The 19,082-nt window shown below is 73.1% G+C and carries 19 protein-coding genes; 2 read left to right on the top strand and 17 right to left on the bottom strand.

Annotated features, from left to right (window positions below; genetic code table 11):
* Nucleotides 1-228: 228 nt before the first annotated feature.
* Nucleotides 229-717: a transcriptional regulator gene (locus AB0K10_RS24085; RefSeq protein WP_007458348.1), complete on the top strand. Its 489-nt coding sequence runs from the start codon at nt 229-231 to the stop codon at nt 715-717.
* A gap of 74 nt (nt 718-791) precedes the next feature.
* On the opposite strand, the gene nusB is transcribed toward AB0K10_RS24085, so the two are convergent.
* The 5 genes from nusB to AB0K10_RS24110 form a co-directional block, all read right to left on the bottom strand.
* Nucleotides 792-1,202 carry a transcription antitermination factor NusB gene (gene nusB / locus AB0K10_RS24090; RefSeq protein WP_193376622.1) on the bottom strand — a complete coding sequence of 137 codons (411 nt, stop codon included), beginning with the start codon at nt 1,200-1,202 and terminating at the stop codon, nt 792-794.
* A gap of 23 nt (nt 1,203-1,225) precedes the next feature.
* Nucleotides 1,226-1,783, bottom strand: a complete 558-nt coding sequence (gene efp / locus AB0K10_RS24095; protein ID WP_007458344.1) for an elongation factor P — start codon at nt 1,781-1,783, stop codon at nt 1,226-1,228.
* Nucleotides 1,784-2,235: 452 nt separating this feature from the next.
* The gene (gene aroQ, locus AB0K10_RS24100) at nt 2,236-2,667 is read right to left on the bottom strand and encodes a type II 3-dehydroquinate dehydratase (RefSeq protein WP_363686911.1); all 432 of its coding nucleotides are present in this window, start codon (nt 2,665-2,667) and stop codon (nt 2,236-2,238) included.
* Complete coding sequence (gene aroB / locus AB0K10_RS24105) at nt 2,664-3,743, bottom strand: 3-dehydroquinate synthase (protein WP_363686913.1); 1,080 nt, start codon at nt 3,741-3,743, stop codon at nt 2,664-2,666. The genes aroQ and aroB overlap by 4 nt, the downstream gene beginning before the upstream one ends.
* 10 nt (nt 3,744-3,753) lie before the next feature.
* The gene (locus tag AB0K10_RS24110; protein ID WP_363686914.1) at nt 3,754-4,752 is read right to left on the bottom strand and encodes a YafY family protein; all 999 of its coding nucleotides are present in this window, start codon (nt 4,750-4,752) and stop codon (nt 3,754-3,756) included.
* 79 nt (nt 4,753-4,831) lie between these two features.
* Here AB0K10_RS24110 and AB0K10_RS24115 point away from each other — a divergent pair, with 79 nt between their 5' ends.
* Nucleotides 4,832-5,560: an alpha/beta hydrolase gene (locus AB0K10_RS24115; RefSeq protein ID WP_363686915.1), complete on the top strand. Its 729-nt coding sequence runs from the start codon at nt 4,832-4,834 to the stop codon at nt 5,558-5,560.
* 29 nt (nt 5,561-5,589) lie between these two features.
* Here the strand turns inward: AB0K10_RS24115 and AB0K10_RS24120 are convergent, their stop codons facing one another.
* From AB0K10_RS24120 to AB0K10_RS24175, 12 genes are all read right to left on the bottom strand, one after another.
* Nucleotides 5,590-6,093, bottom strand: a complete 504-nt coding sequence (locus AB0K10_RS24120; RefSeq protein WP_363686916.1) for a shikimate kinase — start codon at nt 6,091-6,093, stop codon at nt 5,590-5,592.
* A complete protein-coding gene (gene aroC / locus AB0K10_RS24125) occupies nt 6,093-7,271 on the bottom strand; it encodes a chorismate synthase (protein ID WP_363686917.1) in 1,179 nt (392 codons plus the stop codon). The genes AB0K10_RS24120 and aroC overlap by 1 nt, the downstream gene beginning before the upstream one ends.
* A 115-nt stretch (nt 7,272-7,386) precedes the next feature.
* Nucleotides 7,387-8,307: a glycosyltransferase family 2 protein gene (locus AB0K10_RS24130; protein WP_363686918.1), complete on the bottom strand. Its 921-nt coding sequence runs from the start codon at nt 8,305-8,307 to the stop codon at nt 7,387-7,389.
* Entirely contained in the window at nt 8,304-8,966 is a 663-nt protein-coding gene (locus AB0K10_RS24135; protein ID WP_363686920.1) for a glycosyltransferase, read from the bottom strand. The genes AB0K10_RS24130 and AB0K10_RS24135 overlap by 4 nt, the downstream gene beginning before the upstream one ends.
* Nucleotides 8,963-9,439 carry a UDP-N-acetylglucosamine--LPS N-acetylglucosamine transferase gene (locus AB0K10_RS24140; protein ID WP_363686922.1) on the bottom strand — a complete coding sequence of 159 codons (477 nt, stop codon included), beginning with the start codon at nt 9,437-9,439 and terminating at the stop codon, nt 8,963-8,965. The genes AB0K10_RS24135 and AB0K10_RS24140 overlap by 4 nt, the downstream gene beginning before the upstream one ends.
* Before the next feature lie 215 nt (nt 9,440-9,654).
* Complete coding sequence (locus tag AB0K10_RS24145; protein ID WP_363686924.1) at nt 9,655-10,917, bottom strand: hypothetical protein; 1,263 nt, start codon at nt 10,915-10,917, stop codon at nt 9,655-9,657.
* Complete coding sequence (locus AB0K10_RS24150) at nt 10,914-11,816, bottom strand: sulfotransferase domain-containing protein (RefSeq protein ID WP_363687111.1); 903 nt, start codon at nt 11,814-11,816, stop codon at nt 10,914-10,916. Before AB0K10_RS24150 ends, AB0K10_RS24145 begins: the two co-directional genes overlap by 4 nt.
* Before the next feature lie 8 nt (nt 11,817-11,824).
* Nucleotides 11,825-13,435, bottom strand: coding sequence for a lipopolysaccharide biosynthesis protein (locus AB0K10_RS24155; RefSeq protein WP_363686926.1), 1,611 nt, complete (start codon nt 13,433-13,435; stop codon nt 11,825-11,827).
* A complete protein-coding gene (locus AB0K10_RS24160) occupies nt 13,432-14,769 on the bottom strand; it encodes an O-antigen ligase family protein (RefSeq protein ID WP_363687113.1) in 1,338 nt (445 codons plus the stop codon). Before AB0K10_RS24160 ends, AB0K10_RS24155 begins: the two co-directional genes overlap by 4 nt.
* 27 nt (nt 14,770-14,796) lie before the next feature.
* Nucleotides 14,797-16,392, bottom strand: a complete 1,596-nt coding sequence (locus AB0K10_RS24165; protein WP_363686928.1) for a lipopolysaccharide biosynthesis protein — start codon at nt 16,390-16,392, stop codon at nt 14,797-14,799.
* Complete coding sequence (locus AB0K10_RS24170) at nt 16,385-16,936, bottom strand: acyltransferase (RefSeq protein ID WP_363686930.1); 552 nt, start codon at nt 16,934-16,936, stop codon at nt 16,385-16,387. The genes AB0K10_RS24165 and AB0K10_RS24170 overlap by 8 nt, the downstream gene beginning before the upstream one ends.
* Before the next feature lie 94 nt (nt 16,937-17,030).
* Entirely contained in the window at nt 17,031-18,968 is a 1,938-nt protein-coding gene (locus AB0K10_RS24175) for a hypothetical protein (protein ID WP_363686932.1), read from the bottom strand.
* Between the last annotated feature and the right edge of the window lie 114 nt (nt 18,969-19,082).

Below are 19,082 nucleotides of genomic sequence, written 5' to 3' on the forward strand. Positions count from 1 at the left end.
GGCTCGCGCGAGCAGACCTGACCGGGGCTTCACGCCACGTTACCAGTGGTCACCGGGCCGACGGACAGCGGCCGCTGACCATCGGATCAGGCACACGAAATGGGGATAACTCCCTCGGTGCTCCCCAACGGTAAGGTCACGACCACTTGACCACGTGTCGCATTCCCCGTACCGTCACGCTCCGTAGCGATCGACGGGAGAACCCCGAGCAGCACTGGGAGTGTCCGAATGCCCTCTGAATACGCCAAATCTCTGGGCGCACGCCTGCGCTCCATCCGCCAGCAGCAGGGCCTCTCCCTGCAGGGTGTGGAGGAGAAGTCGAACGGGCGATGGAAGGCCGTGGTGGTCGGCTCGTACGAGCGCGGCGACCGGGCCGTGACGGTGTCCCGTCTGGCCGAGCTGGCCGAGTTCTACCGTGTCCCCGTCTCGGAACTGCTGCCCGACGGCAGCGGCGTCCGGCACGAGCCCACCAGCAAGATCGTCCTGGACCTGGAGCGGCTCTACGACGAGGCCTCCGAGGACCTGGCCTATGTCGCCCGCTACGCCCGCGCCATCCAGCAGCAGCGCGGTGACTACAACGGCCGGGTGCTCTCCATCCGCGCCGACGACCTGCGTGCGCTCGCGATCGTCTACGACGCCTCACCGTCGGGTCTGATCGAGCGGCTCACCGAGCACGGCGTGCTGGTGGCCGACCCCCGGGCGTTCTTCGCCTCCTGAGCTGTCGCTTCACCAAAAGAAGGGCCCGTGCCGGTTGGCACGGGCCCTTCTTTTGCGTGCGGGTACGCGGTAGCTCAGCGGGTGGCGTACTCGGCGATGCGGCCGAGCACGCCGTTGAGGAACCGCGGCGAATCGTCGGTGGACATCTGCCGGGCCAGCTCGACGGCCTCGCTGATCGCCACCGCGTCGTCGATCTCGTCGACGTAGAGCAACTCGTAGACGGCGATCCGGGCCAGGTTGCGGTCGACCACCGGCATCCGCTCCAACGTCCAACCCTCGGCGTAGCTGGCGATCAGCTCGTCGATGCGGTTGAGGTGCTCGGCGACCCCCTCGATCAGGCCCACCGCGTAACCCAGGTGCTCCGGGCGGGGCTGTTCGATGCGCTGGAGGTAGCCGGCCAGGACCTCGACGGGCGGCCGATCCCGCAGGTCGGCCTCGTAGAGGACGTCCAGCGCCCGCTTGCGCGCCTTGCGGCGCGCCGGCATCTGCTGCTTGGGACCCTCAGCCATCAGGCGCGGCCGAGGTAACGGCCGTCGCGGGTGTCGACCTTGATCTTCTCACCGGTGGTGATGAACAGCGGAACCGGCACGGTGGCACCGGTCTCCACGGTCGCCGGCTTGGTGCCGCCGGTCGAACGGTCGCCCTGCAGGCCGGGCTCGGTGTAGGTGACCTCCAGCACGACGCTGGTGGGCAGCTCGATGTAGAGCGGCACACCCTCGTGCTGGGCGACGGTCGCCTCCGCCTCGGGCAGCAGGTAGTTGGCTGCCTCACCGACGGTGCCACCGGGCACGGTGATCTGGTCGAAGGTCTCCAGATCCATGAAGACGAAGTCCTCGCCGTCGGCGTACAAATACTGCATCGTGCGCTTGTCCACGGTCGCGGTCTCGACCTTGGTGCCCGCGTTGAAGGTCTTGTCGACCACCTTCCCGGACAGCACGTTCTTCAGCGTGGTGCGTACGAACGCGCCACCCTTACCGGGCTTGACGTGCTGGAACTCGACGACGGCCCAGAGCTCGCCGTCCAGGTTGAGTACCAGGCCGTTTTTGAGGTCGTTGGTGGAGGCCATTTCCTGCCTTGATCATCAATTGGCGGACAGACCTTACGAGTCTACTAGCTGCGCCGAGACCTGCTGACCGCCCTACGTGGGCGGGAGCCGACCGCCGGACATCGACGCCCACATTGGTTACGGAGCGCAACCGTCGGGTGGTGTTCGTTCGCCCTCCTCGGACCCTTTGCTCTGCTTCAACCGGCGCACCAGTCACCCAACGTGCCGGCCAGCCGGCCGGCCTCGGTACGACACAACCGGCAAATCTGCAGTTCACGGCCCTGTTGCGTCAGTTGAAGCAGAGCAAAGGACCTGAGCAGGGACATGCTCCAGCCCCGGACGTGGTGAACAGGGGTGACGCTCAGCAACGACGTTAGCGTTCACAATCAGTGATTTGTCACAGCCGGTGGGAAGCAGCCGGTGGGGGTTGAACACCAGCGGGGACAAGCCGGCGTCGGACAGGAGGCCGGTGGTCAGGCGCCTCGGGCGGCCACGTGGTGCAGGGCGAGGCGATAGCCGTCGATGCCGAGGCCGCAGATCACCCCGGTCGCCACCGCGGAGACCACCGAGTGGTGCCGGAACTCCTCGCGGGCGTGGATGTTGGAGAGGTGCACCTCCACCAGCGGCCCGCGCAGCATGGCGCAGGCGTCGCGCACCGCGTACGAGTAGTGCGACCAGGCGGCCGGGTTGAGCACCACTGCGGCGCCCTCGTCGGCGGCGGCGTGCAGCCAGCCGAGCAGCTCGTGCTCGGCGTCGGTCTGCCGGACCGTCACGTCCAGCCCCAGCTCCCGGCCGGTCGCCGCGCAGAGCGCCACGAGGTCGGCGTAGCTCGTCGAGCCGTACACGGCGGGCTCCCGGGTGCCCAGCCGGCCCAGGTTCGGCCCGTTCAACACGTACACCTTCACGGGGTGGCCACCTCGCGGTACGCAGCCTCCAGGAGCGCGTCGTCCGGGCCCTCCAGCATCGCCGGGCGGGCCAGCGCGTCCAGCACCACGAACCGCAACCGGCTGCCCCGGGCCTTCTTGTCCACCCGCATGACGGCCAACAGTCGCGGCCAGGCGTCGGCGGGGTAGCTCACCGGCAGGCCGAGCGCGGCCAGGGTGCGCCGATGCCGGTCGGCGGTCGCCGTGTCCAGCCGGCCGGCGAGCCGGGCCAGCGTGGCGGCGTACACCAGACCAACGGCCACCGCGTGGCCGTGCCGCCAGCGGTAACCCTCGACCTGCTCGATGGCGTGGGCCAGGGTGTGACCGTAGTTGAGCACCTCCCGCAGGCCCGACTCGCGCAGGTCGCCGGCGACCACGTCGGCCTTGACCCGGATGGCCCGCTCGATCAGCTCCCGGGTCACCGGCCCGCGCGGGTCGGTGGCCGCCGCCGGGTCACGCTCGACGAGATCCAGGATCACCGGGTCGGCGATGAAGCCGCACTTGACCACCTCGGCCAGCCCGGCCGCCAGGTCGACGGCGGGCAGGCTGTCCAGGGTGGCCAGGTCGGCCAGCACGCCGACCGGCGGGTGGAACGCGCCGACCAGGTTCTTGCCGGCGGCGGTGTTGATCCCGGTCTTGCCGCCCACGGCGGCGTCCACCATGCCCAGCAGCGAGGTGGCCACCGGCACCCAGCGCACGCCGCGCAGCCAGCAGGCCGCGACGAAGCCGGCCAGGTCGGTCACCGCGCCGCCGCCGACCCCGACCACCGCGTCGGTACGGGTGAAGCCGGCCGCCCCCAGCCGGTCCCAGCAGGCGGCCGCCACGTCGATCTGCTTGCCCGACTCCGCGTCGGGCACCTCGATCGCCAGTGGCTCGACGCCTGCCGCGCGCAGCCGTTCCCCGATCGCGTCCGTCAGGGCCTTGAGCGGGGGCGTGTGCAGCACCGCCACCCGGGTCGCCCCGGGCAGCAGCCCGGGGAGCGCGTCCAGCAGGTCGCGTCCCACCAGCACGTCGTACGGCCGTTCGCCGCCGACCGGAATCCGGGTCACCTCGTTCATCGCCGGCAGCCTAGTCCAGCGGACGGCGTGGCGACGGCGTCTGTCCACCTGCTGGCCGGGCGGCCCACTCGGCCAGCAGGCGCGCGTGCTCGGCCACGGCGGCGCGCAACGCCTCCGGGTGTCGCACGGTGAACGCGCAGCCCAGCCCGGCGAGCAGCGCCGCCATGCCCGGAAGGCTCTCCGCCCGGGCCCGCAGCAGCACCCCGTCGCCGCTGGCGGTCAGCTCGGCCGCGCTGGGCGGGATGCGTCGCCGGGCGGTGACCAGGTCGGTCTCCAGCAGCACCTCGACCTCGTGCCGGTAGGGCACGCCCGCCAGCGACCGGGTCAGCCACGCCACCGCGTCGAAGCCGTCCGGCACCGTGAACGTCGCTTCGCCGGGCGTGACGGCCCCGATGCGGTCCAGTCGGAATGTGCGTACCTCCCCACGCCGGTGGTCGTGGCCGGTGACGTACCAGCGGCCGGCGTGGAAGACCAGCCCGTACGGGTCCAGCTCACGATGCGACCGCTCACCGCGCCAGGATCGGTAGTCCAGGCTCACGCGCTGCCGGTGCCGGGCGGCCGCGGCCAGGGCCAGCAGGGTGCCCGACGCCGGACGCGCCCGGGGCTCGGGCCGCCGCAGGGTGAAGCCGAGGTGCTCCTGCACGGCGGTCAGCCGGTCGGCGAGCGCCGCCGGCAGCACCCGGTGGATCTTCGCCAGCGCGGTCGCCGTGGCGGGCAGCTCGGTGGCCAGCCCGACCCGTTCGGCGACGATCAGGCCGAGCAGCACGGCCACCGCCTCGTCGTCGGTGAGCATCAGCGGCGGCAGCTTGAACCCGTGGTGCAGGCGGTAGCCGCCGTGGCGGCCCCGGTCGGCGAGCACCGGGATGCCCAGCTCGACCAGGGTGGCCGCGTACCGGCGGACGGTCCGTTCGTCCACACCGAGCCGGCTGGCCAGCTCGCCGGCCGTCGCCCGGTGCCGGGCCTGGAGCAGTTCGAGCAGGGCCAGCACCCGACCGGCGGGATGCGACACGGGTCACTCCTTCAAACCGGGCGGATCCTGTCCGGATTCGATCGTACGGTCGGTCGGTAGCCGAGAGAAGGAGCGACAGATGGCGACGTTCGTCCTGGTACCGGGATTCTGGTTGGGCGCGTGGGCATGGCGGGAGGTGACCGGTCTGCTGCGCGCGCGAGGGCACGACGTCCACCCGATGACGCTGACCGGGGTGGCCGAGCGCCACCACCTCGCCGGGCCGGAGGTGACCCTGGAGACGCACACCACCGACATCGTCCGGCTGATCGAGGTGGAGGATCTGCGCGACGTGCTGCTCGTCGGGCACTCGGGCGGCGGCATGCCGGTGGCGCAGGTGGCCGACCGCATCCCGAACCGCATCGCCCGGGTGGTCTACGTGGAGAGTGGGCCGCTGCCGGACGGCACCGCACAGTTCGACACGGTGCCGCCGGAGGAACGGCAGCGGCTGCGCGCGGCGATCGGCGACGGGCACCTGCTGCCACCGCCGGCCTGGGACCCGGCGGCCGACCCGACAAACCTGGCCGGCCTGGACGAGCCGACGCTGGCCCTCCTGCGCGAGCGTGCCACGCCGCAGCCCCTGCGCACGGCGACAGATCCGGTACGCCGCACGGGTGGCCGCCCGGTGCCGACCGCGCTCGTCGCGAGCACCTTCCCGCTAGCGGTGGTGCGCGAGATGATCGACCAGGGGCACCCGTACTTCACCGGGCTGGCCGGTGGCCGGCTGTTCGAGCTGCCCACCGGGCACTGGCCGATGCTCAGCGAGCCGAAGGGCCTCGCCGACGTGCTCGACGCCGTCGCCCAGGAATAAGCGCAGGCCCGGCGCGGGGCCGGCAGGGGTCAGCGGGGAAGCAGCGCGGCGATCTCGGCGACTACCGCCGCCGGGGGGCGGCCGTCGGTGATCACCGTCTCGGTGGCCACCTCGGCGTAGAGCGGCCGGCGCTGATCCATGAGGTGCTTGAGGGTGGCGCGCGGATTGATCGCCAGCAGCGGCCGGCCCGCGCCGAGCCCGACCCGCTTCACCGCGTCGGGCAGCTCCACCGAGAGGTGCACGACCCGGTGCCCCACCAGGGCGGCCCGGGTCTCCTCGGCGAGCACGGCGCCGCCGCCGAGCGCGAGCACACCGGAGCCGGCGGCGAGTGCCGCCGCCACGGCGGCCCGCTCCAGGGCTCGGAAGTGCTCCTCACCCTCGTCGATGAAGATCTCCGGGATGGCCTTGCCGGCCAGCTGCTCGATGTCGGCGTCGGTGTCCCGGAACTCCACGCCGAGGGTGGCGGCGAGCGCCTGCCCCACTGTGGTCTTGCCGCAGCCGGGCACCCCGACCAGGACCACGACCGGCGCCATCAGCGGATGACCAGCGCGTCGAGGTAGCCGGCCAGGTTGCGGCGGATCTCGGCGACCGAGTCACCGCCGAACTTCTCGGTGGCCGCCTCCGCCAGCACGAGCGCCACCATCGCCTCGGCGACGACCGCGGCCGCGGGCACCGCGCAGACGTCGGAGCGCTGGTTGATGGCGGTCGCCGGCTCGCCCGTGACGACGTCCACGGTGGCCAGCGCCCGGTTCAGCGAGGAGATCGGCTTCATGGCGGCACGCACCCGCAGCGGCTCGCCGGTGGTGATGCCGCCCTCCAGACCGCCGGCCCGGTCGGTGACGCGGCGGACGCCGGTGGCCGACGGGATGATCTCGTCGTGCGCCTCGGAGCCGCGGGAACGGGCCTGCTGCCACCCGTCGCCGATCTCCACTCCCTTGATCGCCTGGATCGACATCAGCGCCGTGGCCAGCCGGGCGTCGAGCTTGCGGTCCCACTGGACGTGGCTGCCCAGGCCCGGCGGCACCCCGTACGCCAGCACCTCCACCACGCCGCCGAGGGTGTCGGCGGCCTTCTTCGCGGCATCGACCTCGGCGACCATCAGGGCGCTGGCCTCCGGGTCGAGGCAGCGCAGCGGGTCGGCGTCGATCCGGTCGGCGTCCTGCGGGGTCGGGCGCAGCCCGGGTTTCGCGGCCACCGGCCCCAGCTCGACGACGTGCGAGACGATCTCGATGCCCAGGGCCTGCCGGATCAACGCCTTGGCGACGGTGCCGACGGCAACCCGGGCGGCGGTCTCCCGGGCGCTGGCGCGCTCCAGGATCGGCCGCGCGTCGTGGTGGCCGTACTTCTGCATCCCGGCAAGGTCGGCGTGGCCGGGCCGGGGGCGGGTCAGCGGGGCGTTGCGGGCCTGCCGGGCCAGCTCGTCGGGGTCGACCGGGTCGGCGGCCATCACCGTGCGCCACTTCGGCCACTCGGAGTTGCCCACCCGGATCGCCACCGGACTGCCCAGGGTCACGCCGTGCCGCAGCCCGCCGATCACCTCGATCTCGTCCTGCTCGAACGACATCCGGGCCCCACGGCCGTAGCCCAGCCGACGGCGGGCCAACTCACCCGCGATCTCGGTGGTGCCCACCTCGACGCCGGCCGGCACCCCCTCCATCAACGCGACGAGGGCGGGACCGTGCGATTCACCTGCAGTCAGCCAGCGCAACACACCTGTCAGTCTGTCACGGCGCGCGACAGACGCGTCGCGCTGCCCGCCGCGTCCCGCCCTGCGGACGGCCGGAACCGTCCGCAGGGCGGCTGCGCAGGACGCCCCGCGCGACGGATCAGATGCCCCGGCCGCGTTTGTGCAGGGTACGCAGCACCGCGTCGGCCCGGACCACCCGACCGGCGACCGCGATCGCCAGGTAGGCGCGCGGCTCGCGAGGGTTGCTGCGCAGGGTGCGTCGCGCCCACCGCAGCGCGCCCCGGCGATCACCGGAGGCGGCGTGGGCGAACGCGATCTGCCCGCTGACCCGGGCCGCGCCCGCCGGTTGGGTGGCGAACTCCGGGTAGCGCCGCAGCAGCCACTGCAACGCCTCCGAGATGGTGTCCCAGCGCTGCGCGAAGTACGAGCGCTTGTGCCAGCGCACCAGCACCGACGGCGTCGGCAGGTTGATCAGCGGCGCGCTGCGGGCGGCCCGCAACAGAAACTCGTAGTCCTCGGCGTAACTGCCCGGGATCTCCTCGTCGACCAGGCCGAAGCCGTCGCGCAGCGCCGTGGCGCGGATCAGGAAGGTGGACGGGTGCAGCTCGGTCAACCGGTCCCGCAGGAGGTCGTCGAGGGTGATCCGCTCCTTGTCGAGCACCCGGTCGACCGTGTGCCCGTCGTAGCTCACCCGGATGCCGCAGCAGACGAACTCGGCCGCCGGGTCGGCGGCCAGGGCGTCGACCTGGGCGGCCAGCTTGCCCGGCAGCCACTCGTCGTCGTCGTCGCAGAACGCGATCAGCTCACCCCCGGCGGCGAGGGTGCCGCTGTTGCGCGCCCCGGCCAGCCCCGGCGCCCGCCCGTTGCCGATGACCCGCACCGCCCGGTCCGGCCCGGCCAGGCCGGTCAGCGACTCGTCGGGCGTGGACTGGTCGAACACGACGACGGCCTCGATCCGCCCCGGGTACTCCTGGGCGAGGATCGCCGCGAGGGCGGCCCGCAGCAGCTCGGGGCGGTCCCGGGTGGGCACCACGACGCTGACGCTCGGCGCTGGGGTCATCGGGTCTCCTCCGTACCCTGGCCGGGGCGCGGCCAGGTCCGCCAGCGGGGTCGGCGCCGGGTCGACCGGGCCACCAGGTCATCCACGATCTGCCCGACGCGGGCGACGGCCGCGCGGCGGGCCTCGTGCGCGGCCGGGTCGGCGGCGACCGCGTACCGGGAGGGGTCGGCCTGCCCGGCGGCGAGCGCGTCGTGCAGCGCCTCCCGGGTCTCGCAGAGCGCCACCAGCCCGGCCGCGCCGAGCCGGCGGGCGAAGAGCTGCTGGTGGTCGTCGACGTGTTCGCCGTGCGACGGGTCGCGCGGCACCACGATGGGCAGGTGGCCGTGCCGGCGGGCCTCCAGGATCGTCGCCGGGCCGCCGTGGCACACCACCAGGTCGGCGTCGGCCATCGCCTCCTGCAGGGCGTCGTGGCCGAGGAAGGGCACCGCACCGGGCAGCGGCGGCGCCGCCGTGTGCCCGTGCTGCACCGTCAACCCGACCGGGCCGGCCTGCGCGTGCCACTGCGCCAACCAGTCGACGAGCCGGTCGAAGGGGTGTTTGTCGGTGCCGACGGCGACGAGCAGCCGGGTCTGCCCGACGTCCGTGGTGTCGCGCTGGCGCGGCAGTCGGGACCCGTCGGCGGCGGTGTCGCGGCGGGCCGTGCCCGCCTCCCCGCTCACAGGAGCGTCCCGACGACTGTGGCCTCCGGATACTGCCGGCGCTGCTCGTCCCACTGCACGAGCATCGCGGACAGGAACGGGCGGCAGAGCCGGGCGGTGAGTGTCGGGGTGTCGATCCGGTCGTACACCTCGATGTAGACGGTCGGGATGCGACGCAGGCGGGCCAGCACCACGAACGGCACGGCCACGCCGGCGCCGGTGGTGACCACGGCCGCGACCCGCCGCCCGCGCAGCACGCGCCAGGCCAGTCGCGCGTTGCGCAGCAGGTTCGGCACGTTGCGCGTGGTCGGATGGTGCGCCGGAACCAGGTCCTCGCCGGCCAGCAGCGACACCGCCTCCGGTGTGTCGAAAGTGACCCAGCAGCGCCGCCACCGTTCGTACCAGGGCCGCAGGGCGAGTAGTTGGGCCAGGTGTCCGCCGCTGGAACCCACCAGCAGCAGCACCGACGAATTGTCCTCGTCGTTCGTGTCCACGCGACTCCCCACAAGTCCGCTTGGAATTCCGATTCACGCCAGGCAGAAGCAGATCACAGGTTTCCCGGTCGTTGAATAGCGCGACCGGACGAGGCGACGATCTCCACTCGGCGTGGTCAGGCCCACTGTCGACCCCACGGCCCATTGATCGTCATCACGACCTGCCATTTTGTCGTCACTCTACGACGCGCACCCGGCGTCGCGCTGTCTCCGGTTCAGTCGCTATGTCGTTTCTCGATGACGTCCAACAGTGCGGGATGCAGCGCGCCGTTCCACCCGGCGCCGGCGTCCGCCAGCCGCCACGTCCGCAGCCACATCTCCAGCAGGTACGCGTCGGCCACCAGCCGGCACTGCGCCGGGCCCAGGCCCAGCCGCCCGCCGTGCCGATCCACCTGGTCGTCCACCGCCGCGGCGGCCACCGCCGCCGGTTCGGCGCGCAGCACCAGCGACCGCTGGAAGGCGTCGTGCGCCAGGTCGAAGCCGACAGGCACGTCCGGGCCACTGTGCTCCCAGTCCCAGGCCACCAGCCGGCCGTCGTGCGTGCCCAGGTTCCACGGCACCCAGTCGCCGTGCCAGTGGCCGAACTCGACGGCCGTGTCGCCGTGCCGGCGGGCCAGCGCGGCGACCGCCGCCACCGCCCGCGCCCCGGTCGGCTCGGCCGTGGCGGCCCGCTCGGCCTGGGCGGCCAGCCGGGTCAGGAACGTCGAGGAGGCCAGCGGTCGGGGCGTCCCGGCCGGGGCGCCCCGGCGGGCGACCGCGAGCAGCGCCGCGATCCGGGGCGGGTCGTCGGCCGGCACACCGCGTACGTCGGGCGGCAGCGGTTCGATCACCGCGACCGCCTGGCCGGCCCACGCCGTCTCGGTGAGCAGCCCCGGCGGCACCGGATGGTCGGCGACGCCGCTCACCGCCCGCAACTCCCGCAGGGCGCTCGCCTCGGCGGTGACAAGCGCCCGGGTGGCGTCGTTCCAGCCGATCTTCGCGTAGCCACGCGGGCGACCGTCGACTGTGAACAGTTGCAGGGTGGGTTTGACGTTCGGATCCGGCGGGCGGACCCCGCACGCGGCCAACAGCGGCGTACCGCCCAGCGCGGCGGCGAGCCGCTCGGTCAGCAGCAACTCGGCCACGGGCGCCCCCACCGGCACCGAGACGGTGAGCGTCGGAAACGGCGCCAGACCCGCCCCGCCGAACCGGGCCAGCCCGCCGAGCGCCGCCCGCAGCGCCCGCACCTTCGGCGGCCGCAACGCGTTGTACGCCAGCAACGACGCCGCGCCGGCCCGGGGTGCGCCCAGCGGCACGAGGAACCGGGCCCGGGCCACCGACGGCACCACCGCGTACCGGGCCACCGCCCGATGCCCGGCCGGCAGCGTGCCACCCACCGTCAGACCGACCCGGTCGTCCGGGAACACCGCGCGGCTCACCCAGCCCAGCCCGTCCACCCGGGATCGGGGATCGGTCGCCGGGGTGACCCCGGTCGTCACGCCGCCCGGTCCGCCCAGTCGAGGTCCAACCCGAGCCGCTCGCGCAGCGCGTCGTTGTACGGGCGGTAGTAGTCGGTCAACTCGGCGCGCAGCGCCGGCTCCAGCGGAGCGGAGCGCCTGTCGTTGTAGACCTTGAAGTTCGGCAGGTCGTACGGGGGCAGCCCGAGGAAGTCGAGGGTGCGCTGATAGGTGGCACGGGAGTCGCGGTACAGGTCCTCGCTGGGCAGGAAGAGGATCTGCCCGGAGTCGAAGCGCTCCAACCACGGCTCCAGGTGCTCCAGGTAACGCCCCCGGGCCCGGTACGTGTACCAGTCGTACGCCTCGCTGAACGCCTCCGGCTCGGCGATGAGCCGTTCCCGCTCCCCCGCTGTGCGCTCCGGCTCGGCGGCCAGCGCTTCGGCGAAGTCCAGCGGCTCGATGCCGTGGGTGCGGCGCTCCTTCCAGTGCGAGTACGCCCGCTCGACCGGGTCGCGCAGCAGCACGATCAGCTTCACCGTCGGCATCAGCGCGGCGACCCGCTGCGCGGCGAGCGGGTGGAACATGTAGAGCGGGGCGGCCTCGCCGACCCGGACCGGCCCGCCGTGCCGCTTCGTGAGGGCGTCGCGCTGCCGCTCGGTCGGGAAGTGCGAGCGGTACCACGCCTCGCCGCGACCCCAGTGCTCCTCGAAGTAGTGCGCCGACTTGGTGTTCCACGCGGGAAACAGCCGGGGCACCAGGGGATGCTGGAGGAGGTAGTTCCACAGGGAGGTGGTGCCGCCCCGCTTGGTGCCGATGATCAGGAAATCCGGCAGTGGCCGGCGATCACTGGTGCGTACCCCGTAGTCGACCAGGGACTCTCGCACCCGGGTGGTCACCTGGGTTGGCACCAGCTGCTTGACCCGGTCACGGATGGACGCCACGATGGCCCTCACCTGCCTCTCGTCGATTCCGGGGCCGACCGGGCGGCCGTGACCGCGTCGTCGGACCCACGGATCTGCCTCATGGTCACCCGGATGCCGGCGCGCACCCGGGGCAACGTCAACATGCCGACGCAACCGGCCAGCAACACGCCCAGCGCCACAGCCAGGCCGGACAGGCCACGGCCCCCGGCCAGCACGCCGATCCCCGCCGCGAGGCCCACCCCGCCGAGGGTGGCCGCCGCCGCGCGCAGCGTCGCGGCGTCGACAAGCGGCTCGGCGACCACCGCACGGGCGAACGCGGCGGCGGTGAGGTTCTCGGTGGCGATACCGGCGGCCCAGGCGAACGCCGCGCCCGTCGCGCCGTGCCCGGGGATCAGCCAGAGCCCGAGCGAGACGGTCACGGTGAGCCCGGCCAGTGTGGACACCAGATGCAGGCCGCTGCGCCCGCCCATCAGCAGCAGGCTCTGCACGTTGCCCACGCCGGTGTTCACAAGCATCGCCAGCGCGAGCACGGTCATGGCCGGCACGCCGGCGGTGAACTCCGGGCCGAACAGTTGCAGGAACGCGAGCGCGAACACCGCGAGCAGCAGGTACACCGGCCAGGACAGCACCAGCCCCCAGGTCGTCAACTGCCGGTGCACGGCGGCCGCGGCGGCCCGCTCACCACGCCCCAGCAGCCGGGACAGCTGCGGTGACACCGCCACCCGCAGCCCCTGCATGGCGAGCTGACCGGCAAGCACGTACCGGCCGACCGCGCCGAAGACACCCGCGTCGGCCGGGCCGGCAAGCACCGACGTCAGCAGCACCCCCACCCACATGCTGCCCGCGTCGATGGCCGCCGAGGCGGCCCGGGGCAGCGCGAAACGCCAGAACGTCGACCAGTCGGCCCGGCCCGGTCGCAGAGCCGCGCCCCGGCCCAGGCCGAGCGGGCCGGCCACCAGGGTGAGGCAGGCCAGCAGCGCCAGCGCCGCCGGCACCAGCCAGCCGGTCATGCCGGCGAGCAGGCCGCCGCCGACCAGCGCTGCGGCGCCGACAAGCGCCGGGCGGGCCACCGGCAGCAGGAGGAACTGCACGCCGACGTACGCGCGGATGGGTCGCACGCAGCGCAGCGCGGCCAGCAGCAGGGTCATCGCCACCACCACCGGCACGGCGGCGAAGGTGAGCGTCAGCAACGCGTCGCCGTGCTCGCCCGAGCCCCGCAGCAGTCGGGGGGCGAGCGCGCCGGCGCTCAGCGCTCCGACGCCGGCGACCACCAGCCCGGCCAGCAGCGGAGGGATCAGCGCCACCGGAAGCATTCGGGCCGCGTCGCCCCGGACGCCGAGACGACGACGGGGCAGCGCCCACATCAGACCGGTCTCCGCGCCCAGCGTGCAGACCGCGGTGGCCACGGTGACCACGCCGATCGCCGCGAAGAACGCGCCCGCGCCTGTCGTCCCGTACCCCCGGGTGATCACCACGGCCAGCACGAAGCCGAACAGTCCGCTGGTGGCGGCGCCGAGCAGCCCGGCCACGCCGCTGCGGGCGCTGCGGCGCGTCTCGGCCGCGCCGACGTCGTCCGTGCCGGCGGCGTCCGCCGCCGGGCGCTGCGGGCCGGTCGGCGGCCGGATGGCGGCGGTCATGCCGGCACCGTTGTGGCGGGCGTGCGCGGGCGGTGCCCCCGCCGCGCGCTCGTGAGCCGTTCCCGTTCGGCGAGCGCCATGGCGAACGCGACCGCGAAGAACGCGACGGACAGGTTCTGGTTGGCCATGCCGTAGAACGGGACCTGCACGAGGCAGACCACCGGCACCACCGCCAGCCACTGCCCGGCCGCCGAGGTCGCCCGGGCGCAGATCACCGCGGCGGCGACGAACCAGGCCAGAAAACACACAAGCGCCGGTACGCCGTGACTGAACAACACCATCCACAGCTGCCCCTGGGTGCCGATCGGCGCGGCGGCGGAGACCGTGTCCACGTTCACCGGCGCGCCGTAGCCCAGCCAGGGCGAGTCCTGCACGCGGCGGATCACCTCGGTGTAGAGCGACAGGCGGTCCGTGTTGGTGTCGCTGGAATCGACCCGCTGGTTGATCAGGTCGGTGATCGGGATGAACAGGGTGGCCAGCGCGCCGATGACGACCACGCCGACGATGGACGCGGCGACCCGGACGTTGCCGCGCAGGCTGGCCCGCACCCCGAGCACCGCGAGCCCGGCGCCCAGACTGAGGAACATCGCCCGGTTCAGTGTGAGGAACGCGGGCGCGAGCGACAGCGGCAGCGACGCCAGCAGCGCCCAGCGCAGCAACCCCCGACGGCGCAGCATGGTGTACGCCACCACGCAGGGCAGCGTCATGGCGTACGCGCTGCCGTAGTTGTTGGTGTACGAGAACGGCGCGGCCGGCCGGTAGATCGGGTTGAGCGAGCGCTCGCTGTACTCCGCGGTTCTCAGGTGCACCATGTCCCGGATGAACGGGGTGCGGGCCACCCCGCCGGGCAGCAGCACCTCCATCGGGGTGGCCATCCCCAGCCGGGGCACCAGCACCCCGAGCCAGCCCAGCACCACCAGGGCGAACCAGAACGCGCAGAGCGGGGTGAGCACCGCCACCAGGTCGGCGCGTTCCCGAGCGGCGGCGTAGACGTAGACGGCGACCACCAGCGCGGTCAGGTAGAAGGCCAACCGCAGGGCGAACGTCAGCAGCGAGGCAGGCGACGGTAACTGGGTGGCGCTGACGACCACGATGGCCAGGAACAGCAGCCAGATGCCGGACGTCGGTGGCAGCGGCACCCGACCCCGGGTGAGCAACAACGCGAGCAGCAGCGCACCCAGCAGCGGCCAGCCCAGGTAGAACGCCCCGAGCGCCCACCAGAGCGGCACCAGCCCGAACATCAGCGCCAGCGGCCAGAGCGGCAGCCGGGCCGGGGGTGGGACCGCTGGCGCCGGCCCGAGGGGGGCGGCGGCGTCGCCGGGTGGCGGCTCGATCGCCGGGGCACGGGTGACCGACACGTGTCAGGCCCGGCCGTTGCGGGTGAGCACGAAGCCCAGCGGGGTGACCCCGGCGGCGCGCAAGCGCTCCACGAGCCGCCGCAGGTCGCTCTGCCGGGTGCGGTCCCGCTCGACGACCACCACGGCGCTGCCCTGCCGGGCCACCGCCACGCCACGCTCGTCGGACTCGGCCGGTGGGGCGTTGAACAGCACCAGTCCGTGGTCCGCGCCCTGACGCCAGGTGCCGAAGCGGACGCTGCCGACACCCACTGTCACCTCGTCGGCCGCCGCCGGTCGGCCGTTCTCGGACGGGGCGGACGCCACCCGGGGCAGGGTCAGCGTGGCGTCCGGGTCGGTGGAGGGGCGGGCGCCGGGCGGGTGCGGGGAGGGCCGCCGCGGCGGCGGGCTCTCCGCCGTGGCGGCGGGGGCCGCGGCGCCGGCCGGGCGCGGCTTGGGCACCGACGGCCGGGACGGGTCGATGGGCAGCCGCCCACGGTCGGCCAGGACGGCGGCGCGCAGGCGCTCGACGCGCCCGTTGTCGTCGGCGACGAAGACCTCCCGGCCGTCGGCGGCGAGCGCCACGGCCAGCCCGGCGGTGAGTGCCGTGGCGTCTTCCCGCGTGGTGACCAGCGCGACCCGGGCGGGTTGGCGGACCCGCTCGGCGACCGCCATCGCCACGTAGCGGATGTCCGCGTCGACGGCCCGGGGGCTGCCCCGAAACGCCTGCCGACGCACCGTCCCGAGCAGCGGCAGACCGGTGGCGTCCCGGCCGTCGCTGACCGAGCGGACCCGCCGGTCGGTCGACTCCCACACGTACGCCAGCACAACGCCTATCAGCGCGCCGCCGAGCAGGCCGGCGACCAGGTAGAGCGGCCGGTGGCCGGCGGAGGTGGCCAGTGCCCGTTCGGCGGTCTGTGTGATCCAGCCGGGGTTCACGTCGACCGCGGCGATCTCGGTACGGGAGGTGTTGAGCTGGGTGAGCTGATTGTTGATTCCGGACAGTTCGGCCAGCGCGGCATCCCCGGCGGCGGTGCCCTTGGCGCTCGTCACCCGTTTCTGCACGGCTGCCTGTTGGGCGGCGACCTTGGTGATGCTCGCGTCGTAGGAGCGCAGCATCTCGGCGCGCTGCTGCTCGTACATGGTGCGCCGCACGTCCAGGTACGCCTGCGCGGCGAGGTTGGCGCCCTGCACCGCCCGCTGCGCGTCGTGCGCCTGGTAGGTGAAGCGCAGGATCTGCCCGCCGGTGGGGACCTCGACCTCGAGGGCGTTGCGGATGTCACGCGGTTCGCCGCCGGCGGCGTCGGCGAGACGCTGGACCACCTGCGTGCCGGTGGCGAGGCCGCTCTCCACGTTCATGTTGACGGCGCGGTCGGCGCCCGCGCCACTGGGGGTGAAGGCGTCGGTGACCACCGGGCGGACCGCCACCACCGCGCTCGCGCTCACCGCCGCCGGGACGAGCAGCACGTAGCCGAGGGCGGCGAGAAGGCCGACCAGGGCGACGGCGACCACCAGCCGCAGCCGGTGCATCGGCACCCGCAGCAGGTCGGTGAGCGTGACGGCACGGGCGGTGCCGGCGGACGGGCCGTCCGTCGGCCAGGAGGCGGATGTCGCGTCAGTCATGGAACTTCTTCACCGTCTGTTGAGGATTGCCGACGACGACGACACCCGGTGGCACGTCCGCGCGCACCACTGTCGCCGCGCCCACGACGCTGTCCCGGCCGACGCGGACCCCCTTGAGCACCAGGGCGTGCGCGCCGATCCACACGTTCTCCTCGATGACGATCGGGGCGCGCGTCGCCGGGCCGGGCGGCGCGTGCCGCTGCTCGGGTGGCAGGTTGTGAAAGTCGTTGTCGAGGAGTTCGCAATCGGACAGCAGGCACCGGTCTCCCACGGTCACCGATGTCCAGACGCCGATCCACGTGGCGTTGAGCAGGCAGTCCGCGCCGACGCGTACCTCGCCGGGACCGGCGAAGCGCACCAGTTTGTTGAGGCGGGTCCGGTCGCCGATGCTCACCCGTACGCCCCGGCGCAGCCGGATCCGCCCTCGGATCTCCACGTCCCGGCCGAGTGTGAGCCGCCGGTAGCGCAGCTGGTACCAGGCGCGTTTGAGCGCGAAGACCAGGTGCACGGCGCGTTTCGCGCGGATGCCAGCAGCGCCGACCAACGACCCCTCCCCACATCGTGGGGTCGGCGGCGGTGGTCCCGCCGCCGACCCAACGTGAACAATCTACCGACGCTCCGTTACGAACGGTGGACCGTTACTGCACGGAGAAGAACAGCGAGGGGGTGGACCAGGACAACTCGGGCGTCGCCGTGGCGATGACCGTCGCCGCGGCACCGTTGACCACGGCGGTCGGCGCGGCCGTCGGGTCGAACGGCACACTGCGCAGCGTGCCGTCGGTGGCACCGTAGACGATCTGACCGCCGACCCAGGCCATGCCGCGCACACCCGACCAGGTGACAGCGGTGGTCGGCAACGTGAACTCGGTGGCGCCCAGATAGTTGCCGTCGATCTCGAAGTAGCGGTAGTAGAGGCTGTTCGCGCCGGTCCGGGTGTAGTAGAGCCGGCCGTCGAGGTAGAAGGCGCCGGTCAGCAGCGCCGGATTGAACCAGTCGTTGTAGCCGGACGCCTCCCACGGCGACCCGATCGCGCCGCCGTTGAACAGCGAGATGTCGATCCGGCTGCCGGTGGGCGTTCCCGCGACGGTGTGCGCCCAGTAGATCCGGTCGTCGACCCGCCAGGTCGCGCCGGCCGCGGTGTAGGCGGGCTGGCTGGTCGCGGTCGCGGTGCCCAGCGCGGTGCCGTCGAACGGCACCTTGGTCACGGCGCCCGCTGCGGTGGCCACATAGAGGTTGCCGGTGGTCGCCGACGGCGGGTTCTTGGCGGTGAAGGTACGGCCACCGGCGAGCGGGAACATGCCGAGCCGGCCGTGGTACTCCTCGCCCATCCCGTCGGAGTTGTGCCCGAAGTAGAGGCCGTCCGAGCCGCGCCAGAGCACCGGCACCGCCGATCCCCAGGCGGTGGTGCCGGCGGGCATCGAGGCGCTGCCGCTGCGGCGCGGGTTCCAGTTCACCGGCAGGCCGGTGGCCGGGGTGACCGCGGCGATGCCGAGCCGGTCGATCGCGCCTGCGCCGGCGGTGTCGCTGGCGTTCGGGTTGTTCAGCCAGCGGAAGTGCCCGCCGAGGTAGATGACGTTGTCGGCCACCTCGACCGAGGTGATGGTGTCGTTGCCGGTGAAGTCGATCCAGGTGGCGAGCTGGCCGGCGCCCCGGGCGGGGGTCTCGAAACGGGCCAGGGCGTCACAGTACGCGGTCGGCCAACCGCCGCCGCCGTTCGAGCCGACGACGAACCAGCTGCCGTCCTCAGCGAACCGCACGTCCTGCACGTAGTGCACGAACGTCGCCGGGGACGCGCACGGCGACACGTACTTCTCGGTGCTCCAGTCCAGCACCGTCGGGGTGGCGGTGAGGTCGACGAGCGCGATCTGGTTGCGCGGCAGGTCGTTGACGAGCGTGAAGTTGCCGCCCAGGACCAGGGTGTGGCCGTCCGGCGTGACGTCGATCGTCCACACGTACGACGTGGTGCTGTGCCGCCCGACGGTGGCGTCGATGCTGAACGTCGGGTCGATCGCGCCGGTGGTCGCGTTGAGCCGGCCGAGACCTGCGTGCGCGGTGCCGTTGAGCCAGTTGAACGCGCCGGCCACGTAGAGCGAGTTGCCGGACAGGACCAGGTCGCGGACGGTGCCGCCGTCGGAGCGCCCGACCCAGCTGTCGATGGTCGCGCCGGTCGCGGGGTTCAGCGCGACCAGGTTCTTGCGGGAGACCCCGTTGACGGTCTTGAAGGCGCCGCCGACGATCAGCGTGCCGCCGGGACCGGCGAGCAGCGTGTTGACCGCGCCGTCGAGCACCGGCAGGAAGGTCGTGGACATGGTGCCGGTGGTGCGGTCGTACGCGAAGAGGTAGCGCTGCGTGATCCACGCGGAGCTGGCGGTCTGTCGGAGCTGGGTGAAGCTGCCGCCGACGAAGACGGTGTTGCCGACCTGCGCGAAGGCGCGGGTCTCACCGTCGCGGGCGTGCGGGGTCGTGTCGCTGGGATTACCGGACACCAGGGTCGCGGTCTCGGGGACCGGCACCACCGCCGCCGAGGACACCGAGGGCACGCTGAGCACCGCGGCGACGGTCGCGAGAGCGACCACCCCCGCCCGAGTACGACGTCGTCCTGACAACCGCCACAAGTGCGAGAGTTTGGGCACGCTGCGCCTCCAAGATGGATGAGAACCCGAGGTAGCGTCCCTCGCCCAGCCTGGTAG

Source organism: Micromonospora sp. NPDC049274 (assembly GCF_040678875.1).
In the GTDB taxonomy this organism is placed as follows: Bacteria; Actinomycetota; Actinomycetes; order Mycobacteriales; family Micromonosporaceae; genus Micromonospora.

Bases quoted from the DNA above. Each gene is read 5' to 3' on its own strand.
- AB0K10_RS24085 (WP_007458348.1), top strand. From the start codon at position 229: ATGCCCTCTGAATACGCCAAATCTCTGGGCGCACGCCTGCGCTCCATC.
- nusB (WP_193376622.1), bottom strand. From the start codon at position 1,202: ATGCCGGCGCGCCGCAAGGCGCGCAAGCGGGCGCTGGACGTCCTCTAC.
- efp (WP_007458344.1), bottom strand. From the start codon at position 1,783: ATGGCCTCCACCAACGACCTCAAAAACGGCCTGGTACTCAACCTGGAC.
- aroB (WP_363686913.1), bottom strand. From the start codon at position 3,743: ATGAACGAGGTGACCCGGATTCCGGTCGGCGGCGAACGGCCGTACGAC.
- AB0K10_RS24115 (WP_363686915.1), top strand. From the start codon at position 4,832: ATGGCGACGTTCGTCCTGGTACCGGGATTCTGGTTGGGCGCGTGGGCA.
- AB0K10_RS24120 (WP_363686916.1), bottom strand. From the start codon at position 6,093: ATGGCGCCGGTCGTGGTCCTGGTCGGGGTGCCCGGCTGCGGCAAGACC.
- AB0K10_RS24130 (WP_363686918.1), bottom strand. From the start codon at position 8,307: ATGACCCCAGCGCCGAGCGTCAGCGTCGTGGTGCCCACCCGGGACCGC.
- AB0K10_RS24155 (WP_363686926.1), bottom strand. From the start codon at position 13,435: ATGACCGCCGCCATCCGGCCGCCGACCGGCCCGCAGCGCCCGGCGGCG.
- AB0K10_RS24165 (WP_363686928.1), bottom strand. From the start codon at position 16,392: ATGACTGACGCGACATCCGCCTCCTGGCCGACGGACGGCCCGTCCGCC.